This is a genomic window from Streptomyces sp. NPDC005794 (assembly GCF_042871445.1).
GTDB lineage: Bacteria > Actinomycetota > Actinomycetes > Streptomycetales > Streptomycetaceae > Streptomyces.
The window spans coordinates 164,125-181,917 of sequence record NZ_JBIAIN010000014.1; the positions used below are offsets into that span (position 1 = coordinate 164,125).

8 protein-coding genes are annotated in these 17,793 nt (G+C 72.8%); 5 read left to right on the forward strand and 3 right to left on the reverse strand.

The window, feature by feature from the left end:
• Positions 1-337: 337 nt before the first annotated feature.
• The 5 genes from ACFYQ5_RS23360 to ACFYQ5_RS23380 all read left to right on the forward strand — a co-directional run bounded on the left by ACFYQ5_RS23360 (position 338) and on the right by ACFYQ5_RS23380 (position 10,226).
• Positions 338-3,700: an FHA domain-containing protein gene (locus ACFYQ5_RS23360; protein ID WP_389200027.1), complete on the forward strand. Its 3,363-nt coding sequence runs from the start codon at positions 338-340 to the stop codon at positions 3,698-3,700.
• A 251-nt stretch (positions 3,701-3,951) separates the two neighbouring features.
• Positions 3,952-5,313, forward strand: a complete 1,362-nt coding sequence (locus tag ACFYQ5_RS23365) for an ABC transporter substrate-binding protein (protein ID WP_389200029.1) — start codon at positions 3,952-3,954, stop codon at positions 5,311-5,313.
• A gap of 4 nt (positions 5,314-5,317) precedes the next feature.
• Positions 5,318-6,691, forward strand: coding sequence for a carbohydrate ABC transporter permease (locus tag ACFYQ5_RS23370; protein WP_389200031.1), 1,374 nt, complete (start codon positions 5,318-5,320; stop codon positions 6,689-6,691).
• Between the two features lie 204 nt (positions 6,692-6,895).
• Positions 6,896-7,810 (forward strand): carbohydrate ABC transporter permease, encoded by a 915-nt coding sequence (locus tag ACFYQ5_RS23375; RefSeq protein WP_389200032.1) that lies wholly within the window; start codon positions 6,896-6,898, stop codon positions 7,808-7,810.
• A gap of 181 nt (positions 7,811-7,991) precedes the next feature.
• Positions 7,992-10,226, forward strand: a complete 2,235-nt coding sequence (locus tag ACFYQ5_RS23380) for a CDP-glycerol glycerophosphotransferase family protein (RefSeq protein ID WP_389200033.1) — start codon at positions 7,992-7,994, stop codon at positions 10,224-10,226.
• 35 nt (positions 10,227-10,261) lie between these two features.
• On the opposite strand, the gene ACFYQ5_RS23385 is transcribed toward ACFYQ5_RS23380, so the two are convergent.
• From ACFYQ5_RS23385 to ACFYQ5_RS23395, 3 genes are read right to left on the reverse strand one after another with little or no spacing between them, the layout of a single operon-like run.
• On the reverse strand, positions 10,262-11,410 hold the full coding sequence (locus tag ACFYQ5_RS23385; RefSeq protein ID WP_389200036.1) for a glycosyltransferase: 1,149 nt from the start codon (positions 11,408-11,410) through the stop codon (positions 10,262-10,264).
• Positions 11,407-14,262 carry a CDP-glycerol glycerophosphotransferase family protein gene (locus tag ACFYQ5_RS23390; protein ID WP_389200038.1) on the reverse strand — a complete coding sequence of 952 codons (2,856 nt, stop codon included), beginning with the start codon at positions 14,260-14,262 and terminating at the stop codon, positions 11,407-11,409. Before ACFYQ5_RS23390 ends, ACFYQ5_RS23385 begins: the two co-directional genes overlap by 4 nt.
• Positions 14,259-17,705 (reverse strand): CDP-glycerol glycerophosphotransferase family protein, encoded by a 3,447-nt coding sequence (locus ACFYQ5_RS23395; RefSeq protein WP_389200040.1) that lies wholly within the window; start codon positions 17,703-17,705, stop codon positions 14,259-14,261. Before ACFYQ5_RS23395 ends, ACFYQ5_RS23390 begins: the two co-directional genes overlap by 4 nt.
• Positions 17,706-17,793: the final 88 nt, after the last annotated feature.

Consider the following 17,793-nt stretch of genomic DNA (forward strand, 5'->3'; position numbering starts at 1 on the left):
CAGGGCACGGGTCTGCCGTCCTCGGGTCATGTTGCCACTGTGCTGGGGGAAGACGCAGGCACGAAAGGGTTAGTTGCCGAACGAGTGTGCAGCACGTCCCCGGCAGGACCAAGCAGGCAGTTTTACACCCACACTCGGCCATTCATGATCACTAAGCGGCCACCCCCGGGCGTGTTGTCAGTCGCAGGTGCGAGGATGCCTCCAGCACGGAACCGTGAGGTCGGGAGCCTCACGCTCCGTGACGACCTGTACCGGACGACGTGTCCGTGCCGGGTGGGGGGAATCACAGGGCATTTCCCCTGCCGGGCACCCCGCGCAGAAGGGACCGCTGACGGCGATGCAGATCCGGCTGACCGTCCTCGCGCCGCGCAGCGGCCAGACCCCGGCGCGCGCCTGCGACGTGCTCGTGACCGCCCCGGCCGGGACGGCCCTCGCGGCCGTCGCCTCCGCCCTGGCCACCGCGGTGTGCGGCCCGGAGGGATCCCTGGGCGGCGGCGCCACCGTGCTGTACGCCGGGCGCGAACGGCTCGATCCGCAGCGCTGCGCCCTCGGCGAGCCGCCTCTGGTGGACGGCACGGTGCTCTCGCTCCAGGTGCCCGGCGACGACGAGGCGACCGACGACGCCGTTCCGGCGCGGCTGCATGTGATCGCGGGCCCGGACGCCGGCGGCGTCCATCTGCTGCACGGCGGACAGATCCGGATCGGCCGCTCCGCCGAGGCGGACGTCCCGCTCGACGACCCCGACGTGTCACGGCTGCACTGCGCGGTGACGGTCGCCGACGACGGCCGGGTGTCCGTCGCCGACCTCGGTTCCACCAACGGCACCTCGCTGGACGGCACGGACGTCCACGACCGCCCGGTCCGGCTGGTCCCGGGCGCCCTGCTGCGACTCGGTGAGTCCACGCTGCGGCTCACGCCCGGCGACCGCACGCCCACGCTGACGACGACGCCGGACGGCGAGGGTCATCTGCGGGTGGCCCGCGCGGACGCGGCGGGCAGCGCCCCCGGACCCGCCGGTAAGCCCGACGCGGACCCGGCCGGCGCCGAGGGGCACGGCCACGCCTACACCCCCGCCCCCGCCGGGCACGGCACCCACGACACGTACGACGGCACTTACGAGACCTACGCCGACGGCCCGTCCGGCCACGACGCACACCGGGGCGAGCCCTTCCCCCAGGTCACCACCCATGGCCGCGGCACCGTCCTCACCCACGAAGAGCCCGCCAGGCGCGGTGGCATAGGGGCCTGGGCGCGACGGCTCACCGGCGGCAAGGGAGAGCAGGCGCACGCGACGCCTTCCGGTGGCACACCCGCGACAGGACCGGATCCCGCGACCGCCCCGCACGCCCCCGCCGCGCCCTTCCGCTCACCCTCCGCCCCGGCCGGGACCTGGCCGGACCCCGCGACCGTGCTCCTCACGGCGCTCGGCCCCGGCCCCCGCCTCTGGGAGCGCGACTGCGCGCACCCCGAGGCCCTGGTCGTACGGCTCGGGACCACGGAGCGGGCCGACCTGCCCGCCGTGCCGGTCACCGTGGGGCTCCTCGAGGCAGGGTCGCTGGGGCTCGCGGGGCCACGGGCCCGGCTGTCCGGACTCGCCCGCTCGACCGTGGCGCAGCTCGCCGCGCTGCACTCCCCCTTCGACCTGGAGATCGTGCTGATCAGCACGGACCGGGCGCGGAGCCTGGAGGAGCGGCGGCGCGAGTGGTCCTGGCTCGGCTGGCTGCCCCATCTGCGCCCCATGCACGGCCAGGACTGCCGCCTCCTCCTCGCGTACGACCGTGAGCAGGCGGATGCCCGCGCGGCCGAACTGGTGCGCCGCATGGAGGAGGGGCCGCTCGGGGCCGGCTGGGCGAGCGCCGACCGGTCCGCCGTGGCCGATGCGGCCCGCCACCACACCGGGCCGTACACCGTGGTGCTCCTCGACGGCGATCCCGGCTCCTCGGCCCTGCGCGAGACCACCGCCGGGCTGGCCGGAGCCGGAGCCGCCGCCGGCATCCACCTGATCTGCCTGGCCGAGACCCCGGCCGCCTCCCCGACGTCCCCCGTCGCCGCGACCTACGACACCGCGTGCCGGGCCTCGATCGCCTTCCGCGAGTGCGGTGCGGTCGCCATGCTCAGCGGCGATGTGGCGACCGCGCTGCGGCTGCTGCGCACGGCGGGCGGCCAGGCCGCGGGCCACGGCACCGTCGCCGCGGTGGACGCCGTGTCGGCGGCCTGGGCCGAGAGGTTCGGGCGCGCCCTCGCCCCCCTGCGCGACGAGGGCGCTGCCGCCCTGCCCGGCCGGCCCATGGCCGCGGCCCTGCCCCCGTCCGCCCGGCTGCTGGACGAGCTCGGCCTCGCCAGGGCCACCCCGGCCTCCCTGATGGCACGCTGGGCCTCCGCAGCCGAGGACCAGCCCGGCTCGACGGTGCGCACGGCCGCGCACGGCGCCGCGGACCTGGACACGACGGGCTCCGGCCGTACCGTGAGCACCGGCCCCCGGGTGGGCGCGCAGCGCGAGTCCCCCGATTCCGGGAACACCCCGTTCCGGAGCAGCGGGCCGACCAGCTCCGGCTCCGGCCGCTCCACGTACCCCGCCGGGAACGACGGCTCCCCCCGGATCGGCGCGCAGCGGCGCGACAGCGGGACCGAGGAGACCGGGCACGCGGGCGCGTCCTCCGGTGCCGCGGGACGGCCCGTGATCGTGCTCGGCGCCGGGCCCCGGGGCCCGCTCTCCGTCGATCTGGCCGACGAGGGGCCGCATCTGCTGGTCGAGGGGCCCGCGGGCAGCGGCCGGACGGAGCTGCTGCGCGCCGTCGCCGCCTCCCTGGCCTCCGCCGCCCGTCCCGACCGGCTCGGCATCGTCCTCATCGACGGAGCGGGCAGCGAGCACGGGGAGCGCGGCGAGGGACTGCGCCCCTGCACGGAGCTGCCGCACGTCTTCACGCACCTGGTGGCCTCCGACCCCGTACGGATGCGGGAGTTCGCCCAGGCGCTGGGCGGCGAGCTGAAGCGACGGGCGGAGCTTCTCGGCACGCTGGACTTCACCGAGTGGCACGCCCGGCACGAGGAATCCCAGGCGCTCACCGGCCGACGCCCCGCCGGCGCCGCCGAGCAGCGCGGTGACCTCGAATCGCCCCCCAGCGGCACTCTGCGGCTGCGCACCACCGCGGCCCGCCCGGTGGACCCCGGGCCCTCCCCCCTTCCCCGGCTGGTCGTCCTGGCCGACGATTTCGACGCCCTGGTCGCCCCGGCGCTCGGCAGTCCCGGGCGCCCGTCCGCCGGGTCCGTCGTCCGGGTGCTGGAGGCCGTGGCCAGGGACGGCGGGCGTCTCGGCGTCCATCTGGTCGCCGCTTCCGCCCGGCCGGACCGCACCGAGGACACGGAGCTGGCCAGGGGCGCGCGGCTGCGCATCGTGCTCGACCCGCCCGTCGTCCCTCCGTCCCCGGACGAGGCCGCGCCGGGCCGGGGACGGCTGGGGCACCCGGACGGCCGGGTGACGCCGTTCCAGGGCGGCCGGGTCACCGGCCGTATCCCGCGCACGGCGACCCTGCGCCCCACCGTCGTACCGCTGGAGTGGGAGCGGATGGGAGATCCGCCGACCCGCCGGCCGGTCCGCGAGCTGGGCAACGGGCCCACCGACCTGGCCCTGCTGGCCAGCGCACTGGAACGGGCGGCCCGTTCGGTGAACGCGGAGCCGCTCCCTCCGCTGATTCCCTGAGTACGCGATGCCCCGGGCCCCGCACCTCCGACGGACCCGGGCGGCCCCGATCATCACCCTGACGGGACGTCACGAGCCGATCACGATCAGGTAGTTGACGTGGGCGGCGGTATTGCGGCGCCGCTGTGCCGGGCATAGGACTGTGCGCACGGACGACGTGAACCGCACGATGTGAGACGTGAGCGGCACCGCAGGGTCGCACCGCTGGTGCCGGTCCGCGCTCACGCGCGCGCAGGAGAGACGGGGCAGGGATGCGCAGAACCCTTCGAATGCGTAGGGCCGCACTGGCGTTCACCGCGATCGGGGCGCTGGCCCTCACCGGGTGCGGTGGCGGTGGTGAGGACGACACCGCGGGCAAGGGCTCGGGCACGAGCGAGGACAGCCCGTCGAGCGTCACTCTGCCGAAGCTCGACGGCGAGAAGATATCGGTGGCCGCGGTCTGGACCGGACCCGAGCAGGCCAACTTCACGAAGGTGCTCGACGAGTTCGAGAAGCGCACCGGAGCCACGGTCACCTTCGTCCCGGCGCAGGACCCGATCGTCAACTTCCTCGGTACGAAGATCGCGGGCGGACAGCCCCCGGACGTCGCGATGCTCCCGCAGGTGGGAGCCATCCAGCAGGCCGTGGCGAAGAAGTGGGCCAAGCCGGTCGGCAGCGAGGCGAGGGCCCAGCTGGGCCAGAACTACGCGCAGGTCTGGCAGGACCTCGGCGCGGTCGACGGCACCCAGTACGGCGTCTACTTCAAGGCCGCCAACAAGTCCCTGATCTGGTACAACGCCAAGGCGTTCGAGAACGCGGGCGCGAGCGAGCCGAAGACCTGGAAGGACTTCCTCGCCACGGCCGAGACGGTCTCCGCCTCCGGTGTCACCCCGGTCTCGGTCGGCGGCGCGGACGGCTGGACGCTCACCGACTGGTTCGAGAACGTCTACCTCTCCCAGGCGGGCCCGGAGAAGTACGACCAGTTGGCCAAGCACGAGATCAAGTGGACGGACCCGTCCGTCAAGGACGCCCTGACCACCCTGGCCGAGCTCTTCGGCACGCCGGGTCTGATCTCCGGCGGCGCCGACGGCGCGCTGCAGACCGAGTTCCCCGTGTCCGTCACCCAGACGTTCACCGGTGGTGACCAGCCCAAGGGCGCGATGGTCTTCGAGGGTGACTTCGTCTCCATCAACATCGCGCAGACCGAGGCGAAGATCGGCACGGACGCCAAGGTGTTCCCCTTCCCGGCGGTCGGCGCGGAATCACCGGTGGTGACCGGCGGCGACGCGGCCGTGGCGCTGAAGGACAGCAAGGGCGCCCAGGCGCTGCTGACCTGGCTCGCGTCGACCGACGCGGCGAAGATCTGGGCCGCGGCCGGCGGGTTCGTCTCGCCCAACAAGGCACTGGACGCCGCCGCGTATCCGAACGACGTACAGCGCACGATCGCCGAGGCGCTGATCGCCGCCGGTGACGACGTCCGGTTCGACATGTCCGACCAGGCCCCGCAGTCGTTCGGCGGGACGCCCGGCAAGGGTGAGTGGAAGACGCTCCAGGACTTCCTGAAGAACCCGAAGGACATCGCGGGGACCCAAGCGAAACTTGAGTCCGACGCGGCCAAGGCGTTCACGAGCTGACGGGATGACCACAGCGACAGCGGGGGGCGCCGGAAGCGCGCCTCCCGCCGACAAGCGTCCGGACACGGGCACGGGCAAGCGCCCCCGCGGAAGCGTGACCGGCACCCGGAGGGCCGTCGCGGCGGCGTTCCTGCTGCCGGCCCTGGTACTGCTCGGCTCACTCGTCGTCTATCCGATCGTGTACTCCGTCTACCGCTCGTTCCTCGACCAGTCCGGGACCGGTTTCGCCGGCCTCGACAACTACAAGGCGCTGTTCACGGACGACACCATCCGTACGGCGGTCAAGAACAACGCGATCTGGGTGGTGTTCGCGCCGACGGTCGCCACGGTGCTGGGGCTGATCTTCGCGGTGCTCACCGAGCGGATCCGGTGGGGTACGGCGTTCAAGCTGATCGTCTTCATGCCCATGGCGATCTCCATGCTGGCCGCCGGCATCATCTTCCGGCTGGTGTACGAACAGGCGCCGGAGCGCGGGGTCGCCAACGCCGTGGCGGTGGGGGTGCACGACACGTTCGCGCAGTCCTCGGGCTTCCCCAAGGCCCATCCGCTGCCCGTCCATCCGCTGAAGGCCGGCGGCGGCGGTTCCTTCGTGACGAAGGAGACGGTGCGCGCCGGTGAGCCGGTGAGCCTGCCGCTGGTCGGCGTGGTCCCGGCGAAGATGCCGGACGACGCGGAGGCGGCCAGGACGCCCGCCGCGTCCGGTGACGGGATCACCGGGACGGCCTGGCTCGACTTCACCAAGGGGGGCGGCGGCAAACCGAACGTCGTCGATCCCAAGGAGCTCGGGCTCAAGGGCATCACCGTCGAGGCGGTGAAGGACGGCAAGGTCGTCGCCTCGGCCACGGCCGGAGCTGACGGGGTGTTCACCCTGCCCGCGTCGGCGGACGGGTCCCTGCTCCGGCTCCCGGCGGACAACTTCCGGGAACCGTACAACGGTGTCGACTGGCTCGGACCGTCCCTCGTGACGCCGGGGATCATCGGCAGCTACGTCTGGATGTGGGCCGGTTTCGCGATGGTGCTGATCGCGGCGGGCCTGGCGGGTCTGCCACGCGAACTCCTCGAAGCGGCGCGGGTGGACGGCGCGAACGAGTGGCAGGTGTTCCGCCGGATCACGGTGCCGATGCTGGCACCGGTGCTGGCGGTGGTCCTGGTCACCCTGATGATCAACGTCCTGAAGATCTTCGACCTGGTCTTCATCATCGCGCCGGGCTCCTCCCAGGACGACGCGAACGTCCTGGCCCTGCAGCTGTACCGCACGTCGTTCGGCACGGACGCGGATCTCGGGGTCGGCAGCGCCATCGCCGTACTCCTGTTGCTGCTGGTGATCCCGGTGATGCTGTTCAACATCCGCCGGATGCGGAAGGAGGGGCGCCGGTGAGCACACAGGTCCACCCCGCACCAGCCTCCTGCCGGGGGTCCGGGGGTCGCCCCCCGGAAAGACACAGCAACATCCGCCGGATGCGGAAGGAGGGGCGCCGGTGAGCACGCAGGTCCACCCCGCACCAGCCTCCTGCCGGGGGTCCGGGGGTCGCCCCCCGGGAAGACACAGCAACATCCGCCGGATGCGGAAGGAGGGGCGCCGGTGACGACGACCGGGAACACAGAGGCCGAGCAGATTCCGCGCGCCGAGCCTGCCACAGAGGCCAAGCAGTCCCTCGCCACACGGATCGCCGCCCGGGCGGGTGGTGGTGCCATGCGGGTCTTCCTCGTCCTGGTGGCCCTGTTCTGGCTGATGCCGACCATCGGGCTGCTGCTCTCCTCGCTGCGCGGGGCCGAGGACATCGCGGCGAGCGGCTGGTGGAAGATCTTCACCGCGCCCTCCGAGCTGACCTTCGACAACTACCAGCGCCTGCTGGAGAACTCGGTGATCACCGATTCCCTCTTCAGCACGGTCCTGATCACCGTCCCGGCCACGTTCCTGGTGGTCGTCATCGGTTCGCTCGCCGGATACGCCTTCGCCTGGATGGAGTTCCCCGGCCGCGACTGGTGGTTCCTGGTGGTCGTGGGGCTGCTGGTGGTCCCCGTGCAGGTCGCCCTGATCCCGGTGTCCGAGCTCTTCGGCACCATCGGGATCTTCGAGACCACCTTCGGTGTGATCATGTTCCACACGGCGTTCGGCCTGCCGTTCGCCATCTTCCTGCTGAGGAACTTCTTCGCCGAGATCCCGCGCGAACTGCTGGAGGCCGCACGGCTGGACGGTGCCGGCGAGATCCGGGTGTTCACCCGGGTGGTGATGCCGCTCGGCGGACCCGCGATCGCCTCGCTCGGGATCTTCCAGTTCCTCTGGGTGTGGAACGACATGCTCGTCGCGCTGATCTTCGCGGACTCGGAGTCCCCGCCGATCACCGTGGCCCTGCAGCAGCAGGTACGGCAGTTCGGCAACAACATCGACGTGCTGGCGCCCGGCGCCTTCGTGTCCATGGTGATTCCGCTGGCGGTGTTCTTCGCCTTCCAGCGGCAGTTCGTCTCCGGCGTGATGGCGGGCGCCGTCAAGTAGGAGACGGGCAGCCGAACCGCACAGCAGCACATACGTTCGTCAACATCAGGGCGGCCCGTTCATTCTCGATCGGGCCGCCCTACCTCGCATTTCCCCCGGATGCCACATCCCGCGTAACCAAGTCACTCCATCGGCCGTTTGCGGGCCACCTGCCCGCCCGCGACCGACCCCTGGATGTGTTGTGCCCCGGTTCAGTGTCATCGTGCCCGCGTACCGGGTCCAGGCGTATCTGCACGCGTGCCTCGACTCCGTGCTGAACCAGTCCTTCAAGGACTACGAGATCATCGTGGTCGACGACTGTTCGCCGGACGCCTGTGGCCCGATCGCCGATGAGTACGCCGTGCGCGACCCCCGGGTCAGCGCCGTCCACCTGCCGCACAACTCCGGCCTCGGTCCCGCCCGGAACGCCGGGGTGGCCAGGGCGACCGGAGACTACCTGCTCTTCCTCGACGGCGACGACACCTTCACCCCGGAGGCGCTCCAGGCGATCGCCGACCGTCTGGAGGTCACCGGCGGCCCCGACGTGCTGGTCTACGACTACGCGCGTACGTACTGGTCGGGCGAGAGCGTGCGCAACGCCTTCTCCCAGCACCTCGCCGAGGCCGGTCCCGCCTCCTTCCGGCTCGCGGAACGACCCGAGCTGCTCAAGGTCCTGATGGTCGTCTGGAACAAGGCGTACCGCCGCGAGTTCGTCGAGGCCGAGGGCTTCACCTTCCCGCCCGGCTACTACGAGGACACCCCCTGGACCTACCCGGTACTGATGGCCGCCGCGTCGATCGCCGTGCTGGACACCGTCTGCGTGGGATACCGCCAGCGGCGCCGGGGCAACATCCTCTCCACCACCACCCACCGGCACTTCGACGTCTTCGACCAGTACGACCGGGTCTTCGCCTTCATCGACGCCCGCCCCGAACTCGCCGTCTGGCGCCCGGTGATGTTCCGCCGGATGCTCGACCACTTCTCGACCCTCTTCACCTCACGGGGCCGGCTGCCGCACGGCAGCCGGGCCCAGTTCTTCCGCCGCGCCCGCGCCCACTGCCGCCGCTACCGCACCCCCGGCGCCCCCGTCCCCCGCCGTACCCGGCTGCGGCACGCGCTGTTCCGGCTGGGCGCCCACCGCACCTACCGCGCCCTGTGGGCCTCACAACGGCTGCGCGGCAGGCTCGGGCGCGCGGCCACGGCGGCGCACCGGGTGGTACGCGGGGCGGCGCTCCAGCTGCACTACCGCGTCCAGCTGCGGCTGCCCGTCCGGAGCGGGGACGCGGTGTTCGCCGCCTACTGGCACCGCGGGTACACCTGCAGCCCCGCGGCGCTGGAGGCCACGGCCAGGGCCCTGGTACCCGGACTGCGCACCTCCTGGATCTGCCGCCCGGAGGACGCGCACACGGTGCCGGACGCGACCCGCGTGCTGCACCCGGGGACGGCCGCGTACTGGACGGCCCTGGCGCGCTCCAAGTACCTGGTGAACAACGTCAACTTCGACCGCAGACTCGTGAAGAGACACGGCCAGGTGCTGCTCCAGACCCATCACGGAACGCCGCTGAAGACCATGGGCATCGACCTCGTGCACCGTCCCGCGGCAGCCGGCTCCATGGACTTCGACCAGCTGCTGCGCAACGTCGACAAGTGGGACTTCTCCCTCTCGGCCAACCAGCACTCCACCCTCGTGTGGGAGCGCACCTACCCCTCCGGCTACACCACGCTGGAGTACGGCAGCCCGCGCAACGACGTCTTCCGCCGCACTCGCCCCGCGGAGAGGGCGCGACTGCGCGAGCGCCTGGGTGTCCCGGACGGCAGCACCGCCCTGCTGTACGCACCGACCCACCGTGACTACCGGCGCACCCAGCAGCACTCCCTGGACCTGGAACAACTGGTCCGCGTCCTGGGCCCGCGCTTCGTGATCCTGGCCCGCTCCCACTACCTGGACGCGACGGCCCGGGCCACCGCCGCCCACACGCGGCACCCACGGATCATCGACGTCAGCGCCCACCCGTCCGTCGAGGAGCTCTGCCTCGCCTCCGACGGGCTGATCACGGACTACTCGTCGCTGATGTTCGACTACGTCAACCTGGACCGGCCGGTCGTCCTGCATCTGGAGGACGCACAGGCGTACGAGAGTGCTCGTGGCACGTATTTCGATCCGTCGGTCTTCCCTCCAGGAGCGGTGGCACGTGACCAGGAGGAGCTGCACGAGATCTTCGCCACGGACCACTGGCGCGGGCCCCGTTCGGCGCAGCGCCGGGCCGCGTTCCGGGCCCGGTTCTGTCCGTACGACGACGGGCACGCGGCGGAGCGGGTGGTACGCCGGGTCTTCCTGGACGACACCTCGGGTCTGCCGCTGCCCGCCCCGATGACGGGCCGCAGGCCCACCGGGGTGCCGCGCCAGGTGCCGGTTCGGGAGTACACGAACGGGTGAGCCCCTGGGGCCCCGGAGCCGGGGCCCCAGGGCTTTCAGCGCTCCAGGAACGCGAACAGCTCTTCCCAGCGGTCCATGATCTCCACCTCGGAGAACCGCTGGACGTTGGTCCGCGCCCGGTCCCCCATCGCGTCCCGCATCCGGGGGTTGCCGGTGAGCCGGAGCAGCCGGTCGGCGAGCGCCCCGATGTCGCCCGCGGGAGCGAGCAGTCCGTCCTCGCCGTCGCGCACGATCTCCCGTACGCCCGGCGCGCAGTCGAACGCCGCACAGGGCACCCCGCTCGCCATGGCCTCCAGCAGCGCGAGCGGGAAGCCTTCGCCGCGTGAGGACTGGACGAAGACGGAGGAGGCCGCGAGCGCGCCGGGGACATCGTCCGTGCGTCCCCGCCACCCGACCGAGGAATCGAGCCCCAGGCCGGTGCACCGCGCCCGGAGGTCCGCCTCGTCCTCGCCCGTCCCGTACACGTCCAGCCGCCAGTCTGGGCGCTGCGGAGCCACCAGCGCCCAGACGTCCAGGAGCATGTCGATGCCCTTCTGGTCGGTGAGCCGCCCGATGCTCGCGACCGACTTCTCGCGGCGGGGGGAGGGCACCTCGGGCAGCGCGGCCAGGGCGTTGGGCATGAAACCGACGTTGTTCATCCCGTCGCCCGCCCACGTGTCGGCGTCCTCCTCGGTGAGGACGAGCCAGCGGTCGAGCCCCGCGTAGTGGTTCTTGATCCAGCGGTACCGGTGGCTCGCCCGGGAGTAGTCGTAGGACTCGTGGCTCATCCCGATGACCCGCAGACCGGCGGTGTCCGCCTCGCCGACCCACTCCATCGCCCAGACCTGGCTGACGATGACCACCCCTCCGGGCCGGGCGGCCCGGAAGATCTCCGAGAGCCGCTCGACGGCACGCCGCTTCCGGGCCACCCGGTCGGCCTCGGCGCGCCGGGAGGGGATCCTGAAACGGTCCCGCAGGCCCTTGGGCGCCCAGGGCGTCGGAGGGTGCGACGGGTACAGGGCGGTCACGGGGTGGCCGAGCGGATCGGGCAGGGCCATCGTGCGCTCGGCGGCGTGGATACCGATGGTGTGCACCTGGTGGCCCGCCTCCTGGAACAGCTGGGCGGTGCGGTGCATCCAGCCGGTCACACCGCCGAGTTCGTCGGTGCTGTTGGAGACGATGAAGACATCACGGCTGCGGCTCATCGGCCGGCCTCCCCGGTACGGACGGTGCGGGACGGGACGAGGTGCCGGGCGAACACGGTGTCGACGACCGCGCGGGCCGCGTCCCCCCGGTCGTATCCCCCGAACTCCTCGGCGAAGGCGGCCCGTCGCTCCTGGAACCCGGTGTCCGCGGTCTTCAGCCGCGCCAGTGCGTCGAACAGCTCGTCCTCCGTCTCCGTCACCGGCCCCGGCGCCTTCTCCCGCAGGTCGAAGTAGCTGCCCCGCTCGGCGGCGTACGCGTCGAGATCGGGGGCGAACAGCACGATCGGGCGGTCCAGGAGCGCGTAGTCGAACATGATCGACGAGTAGTCGGTGACCAGGACGTCGGCGAGCGTGAGCAGTTCGCTGACGTCGTGGTGGCGCGAGACGTCCACGACCGTCCCCGGCGGGCAGCCGGGCAGGCTCGCCGCCTCCAGGTAGTGCGCCCGCACCAGCAGTGTGTAGGTGTCACCGAAGCGTTCCGCGAAGCGCGCCGCGTCGAGCAGGAGCGGCTGCCGCTTCCGCTTGCCCGGCCCGCCCCGGAAGGTCGGCGCGTACAGCACGACCTTGCGGTGGTCGGGCAGACCGAGCTCCGCCGCGAGCGCCGGCCGGGGCAGCCGCCCCTCGGCCTCGTCCCGGGCGCGCGCGGCCAGCAGGGCGTCGTTGCGCGGGTAGCCGGTGCGCAGCAGGGTTTCCTCGGGCAGCCGGTAGGCGCGGGCCAGGGTGCGCTCGTCGTGCTCGGAGCGTACGAGGAAGTGGTCGAAGCGCCCCACGGCCTTCTGGAGCCGTTCGCGCTGCGGGGCGTTCTGCAGGCGGACCCGGGTCTCGTCGAAGCCCATGCGTTTGTACGCCGAACCGTGCCAGGTCTGGAGGTAGGTCGTGCCGGAGGGCTTGTCGAGGACGAGCGGGAAACCCTGGTTGTCGACCCAGTACTCCGCGCGGGCCAGGGCCCACAGATAGCGCCAGGACCAGCGGCGCACGAGTGCGGCGTCCTCGGGGAAGCCGGCCGGCGTACCGGCGTACGACCAGACGCAGCGCAGCGGGAGTCCCCGGGCGCGCACCTCCTCGTGGACGGCCCGGGGGCTGTCGCCGTAGCAGGTGCCCATGTGGCTCTCGAAGACCACGGAGCCCTTGCGCACGGGCAGGCGGAGCAGCCAGGAGCGGTAGACGGAGGCCTTGAAGCCCCTGGCGTGCAGCCGGTCCCGGCGCTTGCCCAGCGCCCGCAGCAGGAGCCTGACGCGGCGGGCGGGACGGAAGTGGGTGGCGTAGTGGACCAGGCGCCGGGCCGTGCGGGCGGGCCGGCGGCGGGCTTCGAGCCGGAGCGCCAGATGGTCCCGGAGCGTGACATAGGGCTGCCAGGTGTCCCCGGTCGTCCTGCCCAGCCGGGGCACGGCGGGCGAACGGTCCCCCGGGCCGACGAGGTCATGGGCGGCGAAGAGGTCGCTCACCGAGCGGGTCCGGCCGTCCTCCACCACCATCCGCGCGTCCCACACCGTGTCGCGGGGGCCGAGGGGGCGCAACAGGCGGGTGAGGTCGGCGCGGGCCGACCAGCTGATTCCGGTGGTGTCGGGCCGCAGCACGTCGACCGGGGCGCGGAACGTGCGGGAGCCGTCCCGTACGCGGAACTCCAGACGGGCCGTGAGGGCGCCGTCCGGGTCGGGCCCCGTGTGCGCGGGCAGGACGAGCCGGCCCGCCAGCAGGACCCAGCGGCCGTCGGCCTCGTAGCGGGTGAGCCTGTTCATCAGACACAGCTCGCCGAACGCGCGGTACTGGTGGCCGAGTTCGGTGACGTCCAGCACGGGGTCGGGCCCGCCGGGCCAGTACACCCGTCCGTCGTCCGCCGTCACGAGGGGCGCGGCCACGGCGCCCCTCCTGCGCAGCGCGTACGCCGCGGTGAGCACCGCGTCCGCGCCGCCCCGCTCCAGCAGCCGGACGCCCACCCGCTCGACGGGCGGGAGGGTGAGCAGGGCCGGTTCCGGCACGCAGCCGGGCAGGACCCGGGCCGCCGTCGCCGCGACGCGTTCGCGTTCGGCGGCGGGCCGCTCGGGGAAGGTGCGCACCAGCGGCACGAGGTGGTCCAGCAGGAAGGCACGGTCCCGCTCCTCGCGCAGCTCCGTGAGCCCCTGGGCCACCAGCACATGACCCACCCGCCGGTGCGCCTCCACGAGCCCGGCGAGGTCCCGGCCCGCGTCCGGCACGGCGCGCCCGGAGACGATCCGGCGGCGTACGAGGGCGATCCGGCCGACCACGGCCGCGGCCAGGGGGCCGAACAGGATCCCGCTGTGGGTGAGGTCCTCGTCGTAGCGCAGCGCGTGCCGCTCCACCGCCGTGCGCCGCAGGCAGAATCCGGTCACCAGGGCGTCGCGCACGGCCAGTTCGGGGGCTTCGTCGAACCGGCGGACGGTACGGGAACGGAGGAACAGCGAGTGCTGCCAGGAAGGTTCACGTTCCTTCGCCCCGTCCCCGGTGAGCCGGCTCCAGCGCCCCGCGACCAGGTCGGCGCGGGTGCGCGACCCGGCCTCCCAGAGGTTCCGGCAGGCGTGCCGCTGGAGCCGTTCACCGGTGTCGAGCACGAGGACGTACGTGCCCCGCGCCGCGTCCAGGCCGGCGTTGCGCAGCGCGGCGACGGAGTCCGTACCGGTGTCGAGGACATCGAGGACCCGGACGTGGTCCGGGGAGAGCCCGGCGAGCGAGCCGGCCGCCCTCCGCAGGGCGGCGGTCGCGCCGGCGGGCAGGACGACGAGGGCCTCGACGGCGCGCAGGCTCTGGTCGAGCACGGACTCCACGGACGCCGTCAGCGCCTCCTCCCCGCCCTCCGTGGCGGTGACCACACAGCTGAAGTCGGGCGCGCTCATGCCTGCGTCCCCTTCAGCATCCGGTCCACGACCTGGGCGGCCGCCGTCCCGTCGTCGACGTCGCAGAAGGACTCACGGAAGGCGGCGTACGCCTCGCGGTGGCCCGCCGTCGCGGCCTCCGGGTCACGCAGCGCCTCGACGACAGCGGCCGAGTCGGTGAGCAGCGGGCCGGGCGCCCTGTTCCGGAAGTCGAAGCAGAAGCCGCGCAGGGTGTCGCGGTAGTGCTCCAGGTCGTAGGTGTGGAAGAGCATGGGCCGCCCCGTCTGCGCGAAGTCGAACATCAGGGACGAGTAGTCCGTGACCAGCACATCGCTGATCAGCATCAGTTCGGCGACATCGGGATGGCGCGACACGTCCCGGACGAAGTCGCTCTCCGGGACGCTCCCGCCGACCAGGTAGTGGCGGCGCACCAGCAGGACGTGGTCGTCGCCGAGCGCCTTCCGCGCCTGGTCCAGGTCCAGCTGGAGGTCCAGCCCGTACAGCCCGCTCCGCTTGGGCAGGTCCTCACGCCAGGTGGGGGCGTACAGGACGACCCGCTTGCCGTCGGGCACGGCGAGCGACTGCCGGACGGCGTCGGCGACCTTCGCCCGGTCGGGGGCGTACAGCAGGTCGTTGCGCGGGTAGCCGCACTCGAGCACCTCGCCGGTGTGACCGAACGCGCGGCGCAGGACGGGCGTGGAGAAGCTGTTCGGCGAGACGAGCACGCTCCACTGGGCGGCACGCCTCGGCAGGGAGTCCATGTACGCGGTGTCCGCGAAAGCGGTGCCCCCCAGGTCACGGCCGATGCGCTTGAGCGGGGTGCCGTGCCAGGTCTGGACGACGCACTGCCCCTCCGCCCGCTCGAACCACTCGGGCAGCTGGGTGTTGGTGACGATCCACCGGCTGCGGGCCAGGGCCTCGTACCACTCGGCGCTGTGCAGGGCCACGGCACGCGCCCCGGCCGGCACGGCGGCCTGCTGGTCCCGCACCACCCAGAGGTGCTCGGCACCGGTGTCGCGCCGGGCCAGCTCCGCGTGGACGGCGCGGGGCGAGTCCGAGTACTGGCGGCCGTCGAAGCTGGAGTACAGGACGGCGTCCCGCACCTCCCGTCCACGTACGCTCACATACCGCTCGCGCAGCCGGCGCTGCCCGTACGCCCCCCGCTCCCCCGGCGGCAGGGCGCTGCCGGACCGCAGGGAGAGCCGGTCGTGGAAGCGCCTCTCCAGGGTGAAGCGGCGCCCTCCCGACTCGCGCCCCAGCGGCAGTCCCGCGTGCAACTGGTGCACCACGCGCAGCGGGACGTAGCGCTCCGGGGCGGTCTCGCCCCGCTCCCGGAGGGAGGGGTACCACCGGCCCTCGGCGAGCGGCAGCGTCCCACCCGCCCCGTCGACGGCCTCCGGAGACAGCGCCGTACGGAAACCGGCGCCCGTGCGCTCCACGGCGAAGGTGTTCTCCTCCTGGTGGCCGCTGTGGCGCAGGACGAGCTCGACCGTACGGTCCCGCACCGCCGGGAAGGTCCCCTCCAGGACCAGGCCGGCGCCGTCCGTCCACGACACGGATGTGACGACGGGCCGCACGTCCCGGTCGGTGAGCACCAGGTCCCCTGAGGGGTTCGCGGCGGCGTAGACCTCACGGCCGCCGGACAGCGGATACCGCGCGGCATCGGTCTCCGGACGGGCGGCGACCGCCAGCCGGCGGGCCCCGCCGACCAGTTGCACACCCCAGTCGCCGTCGGAGCCCCGGAACGTCACCAGCGGCACCTCGGCGAAGACGGTGCGGCCGTCGGTGCCCTCGTCCGTCGACAGGGGGAACTCGCGGCTCTCCTTCGTGCGCCACTCCTGGATCCGCAGAGCCGTCGGCGCGTCCTCGCCCAGCATCCGCACCGCGATCCGGATCCCGTCCCCGGTCGGCGCGTGACCGGCGAGCACGGCGTCGACCCGCTCGGCGCGCAGCTCCAGCTTGTTCCCGGAGAGCAGCGGGACGACCCGGGTGCGCTCGTCGACGTACGCCACGGCGGGCGCGGCCGGTTTGCCGAGCAGCCGCATCGGTCCCCGGCGCGGCCGTCCCGCGCCGACGACGACGGATTCCAGCTTCCAGAGGGTCCGGGCGCCCCGCGCCGTGCCCCGGGTGACGAGCCGGCGCGGGTCGACGACGGTCTCGAAGCCGGACCGTTCGTAGCGGTGCAGCGAGCGGCCCGATCCGGCCGCCGCCTCGTCCGTCACCGTCCTGCGCAGCCGGAGCGGGATCAGCCGGCGGCCCGACCTCAGCCAGCCCGCCCCGGCCGATCCGCCCGGGGCGTTGCGGACGTACGCGTACCCCTTGAGGTGCAGCAGCCCGTCCTGCCACACGGCCTCGGTGAGATGCGCGTGCACGGGGAGGTCCTCGGCGGACAGGGCGGTGACCTTGCGCGGGAGGGGGGCGTCGACACCCGGGTACTCGGCCCGGGGCCGGAGCCGCCCCCGTACGTGGAAGGTGTCACGGTCGGTGGACTCGTGGGCCAGGAGCGCGAGCAGCTCCGCGGTCCTGCGCTCCCGGATGAGCTGCCACTTGACCCGCAGGTGCAGGGGCAGCGCGTCGAGGACCGCCGGTTCGACGGTGTCGGCGAAGGCGTTGGCGTGGGTGAGGAAGGCCTGGTGGAAGCTTTCGTCGCCGTCCGGGAGCGCCTCCATGAACAGCCACAGGTCGCCGGAGAGCACGTGCTCCTCGTAGCGCCGCCTCGCCTCCGTCATCTCCCGGTCCGCGAGGAACCGGCTGACCGTGGACACGGCGGTGACCCGGTCGCGGATTCCGCGCGCCACGGCGCGCCGGGAGGTGATCGAGCCGTCCCTGTCCCGCCAGTGGTAGACCGGCTCCTCCACGACGTCGACGCTCCGGGCCAGGAAGTGGGCCGGCAGGACCACGGAGATGTCCTCGTACAGGACACCCGTCGGGAAGGTGAAGGCGTGCTGGTCCCAGAAGGCCCTGCGGAACACCTTGTTGCACGCGATGCGGTCACCGAGCAGGATCCAGTCCCGGGTGACATGGGTGGCCCGGCGGGGCTTCTCCATCGGCCTGCGGAACATCGGGGACTGTTCGAGCGCCCCGTTCGCCCGGAGCCTGAGGACGTTGCCGGTCGCGAAGTCCGAGCCCGACGCGTCGAGTTCGGCGAGCATCCTGGCGAAGGCGCCCGCCGGCACGACGTCGTCACTGTCGACGAACGCCAGGAATTCGGCCTCCGGATGGGACTGTGCGGCGCCGGCGTTGCGCGCGGCCCCGAGCCCGGCGTTCTTCTGCCGGAGCAGCCGGAAGCGCGTGTCCTGCCGGGAGAAATCCATCGCCACATCGGCGCTGCCGTCCGTCGAGCCGTCGTCGACCATGACGACTTCCAGGTCGGCCATGGTCTGCCCGGCGAGCGAGTCCAGGCAGGCTCCGAGGTATTCCTCCACGTTGAAGAGCGGGACGACGACGGTGAGACGGGGTGCCATGGCGCTGCGCACGATCCTTCCGGACGGACGAACGGACTTCCTGTGTATGGACTTCCTGTGTATGGAACGAGCCCCGTGCCGGGGAGGC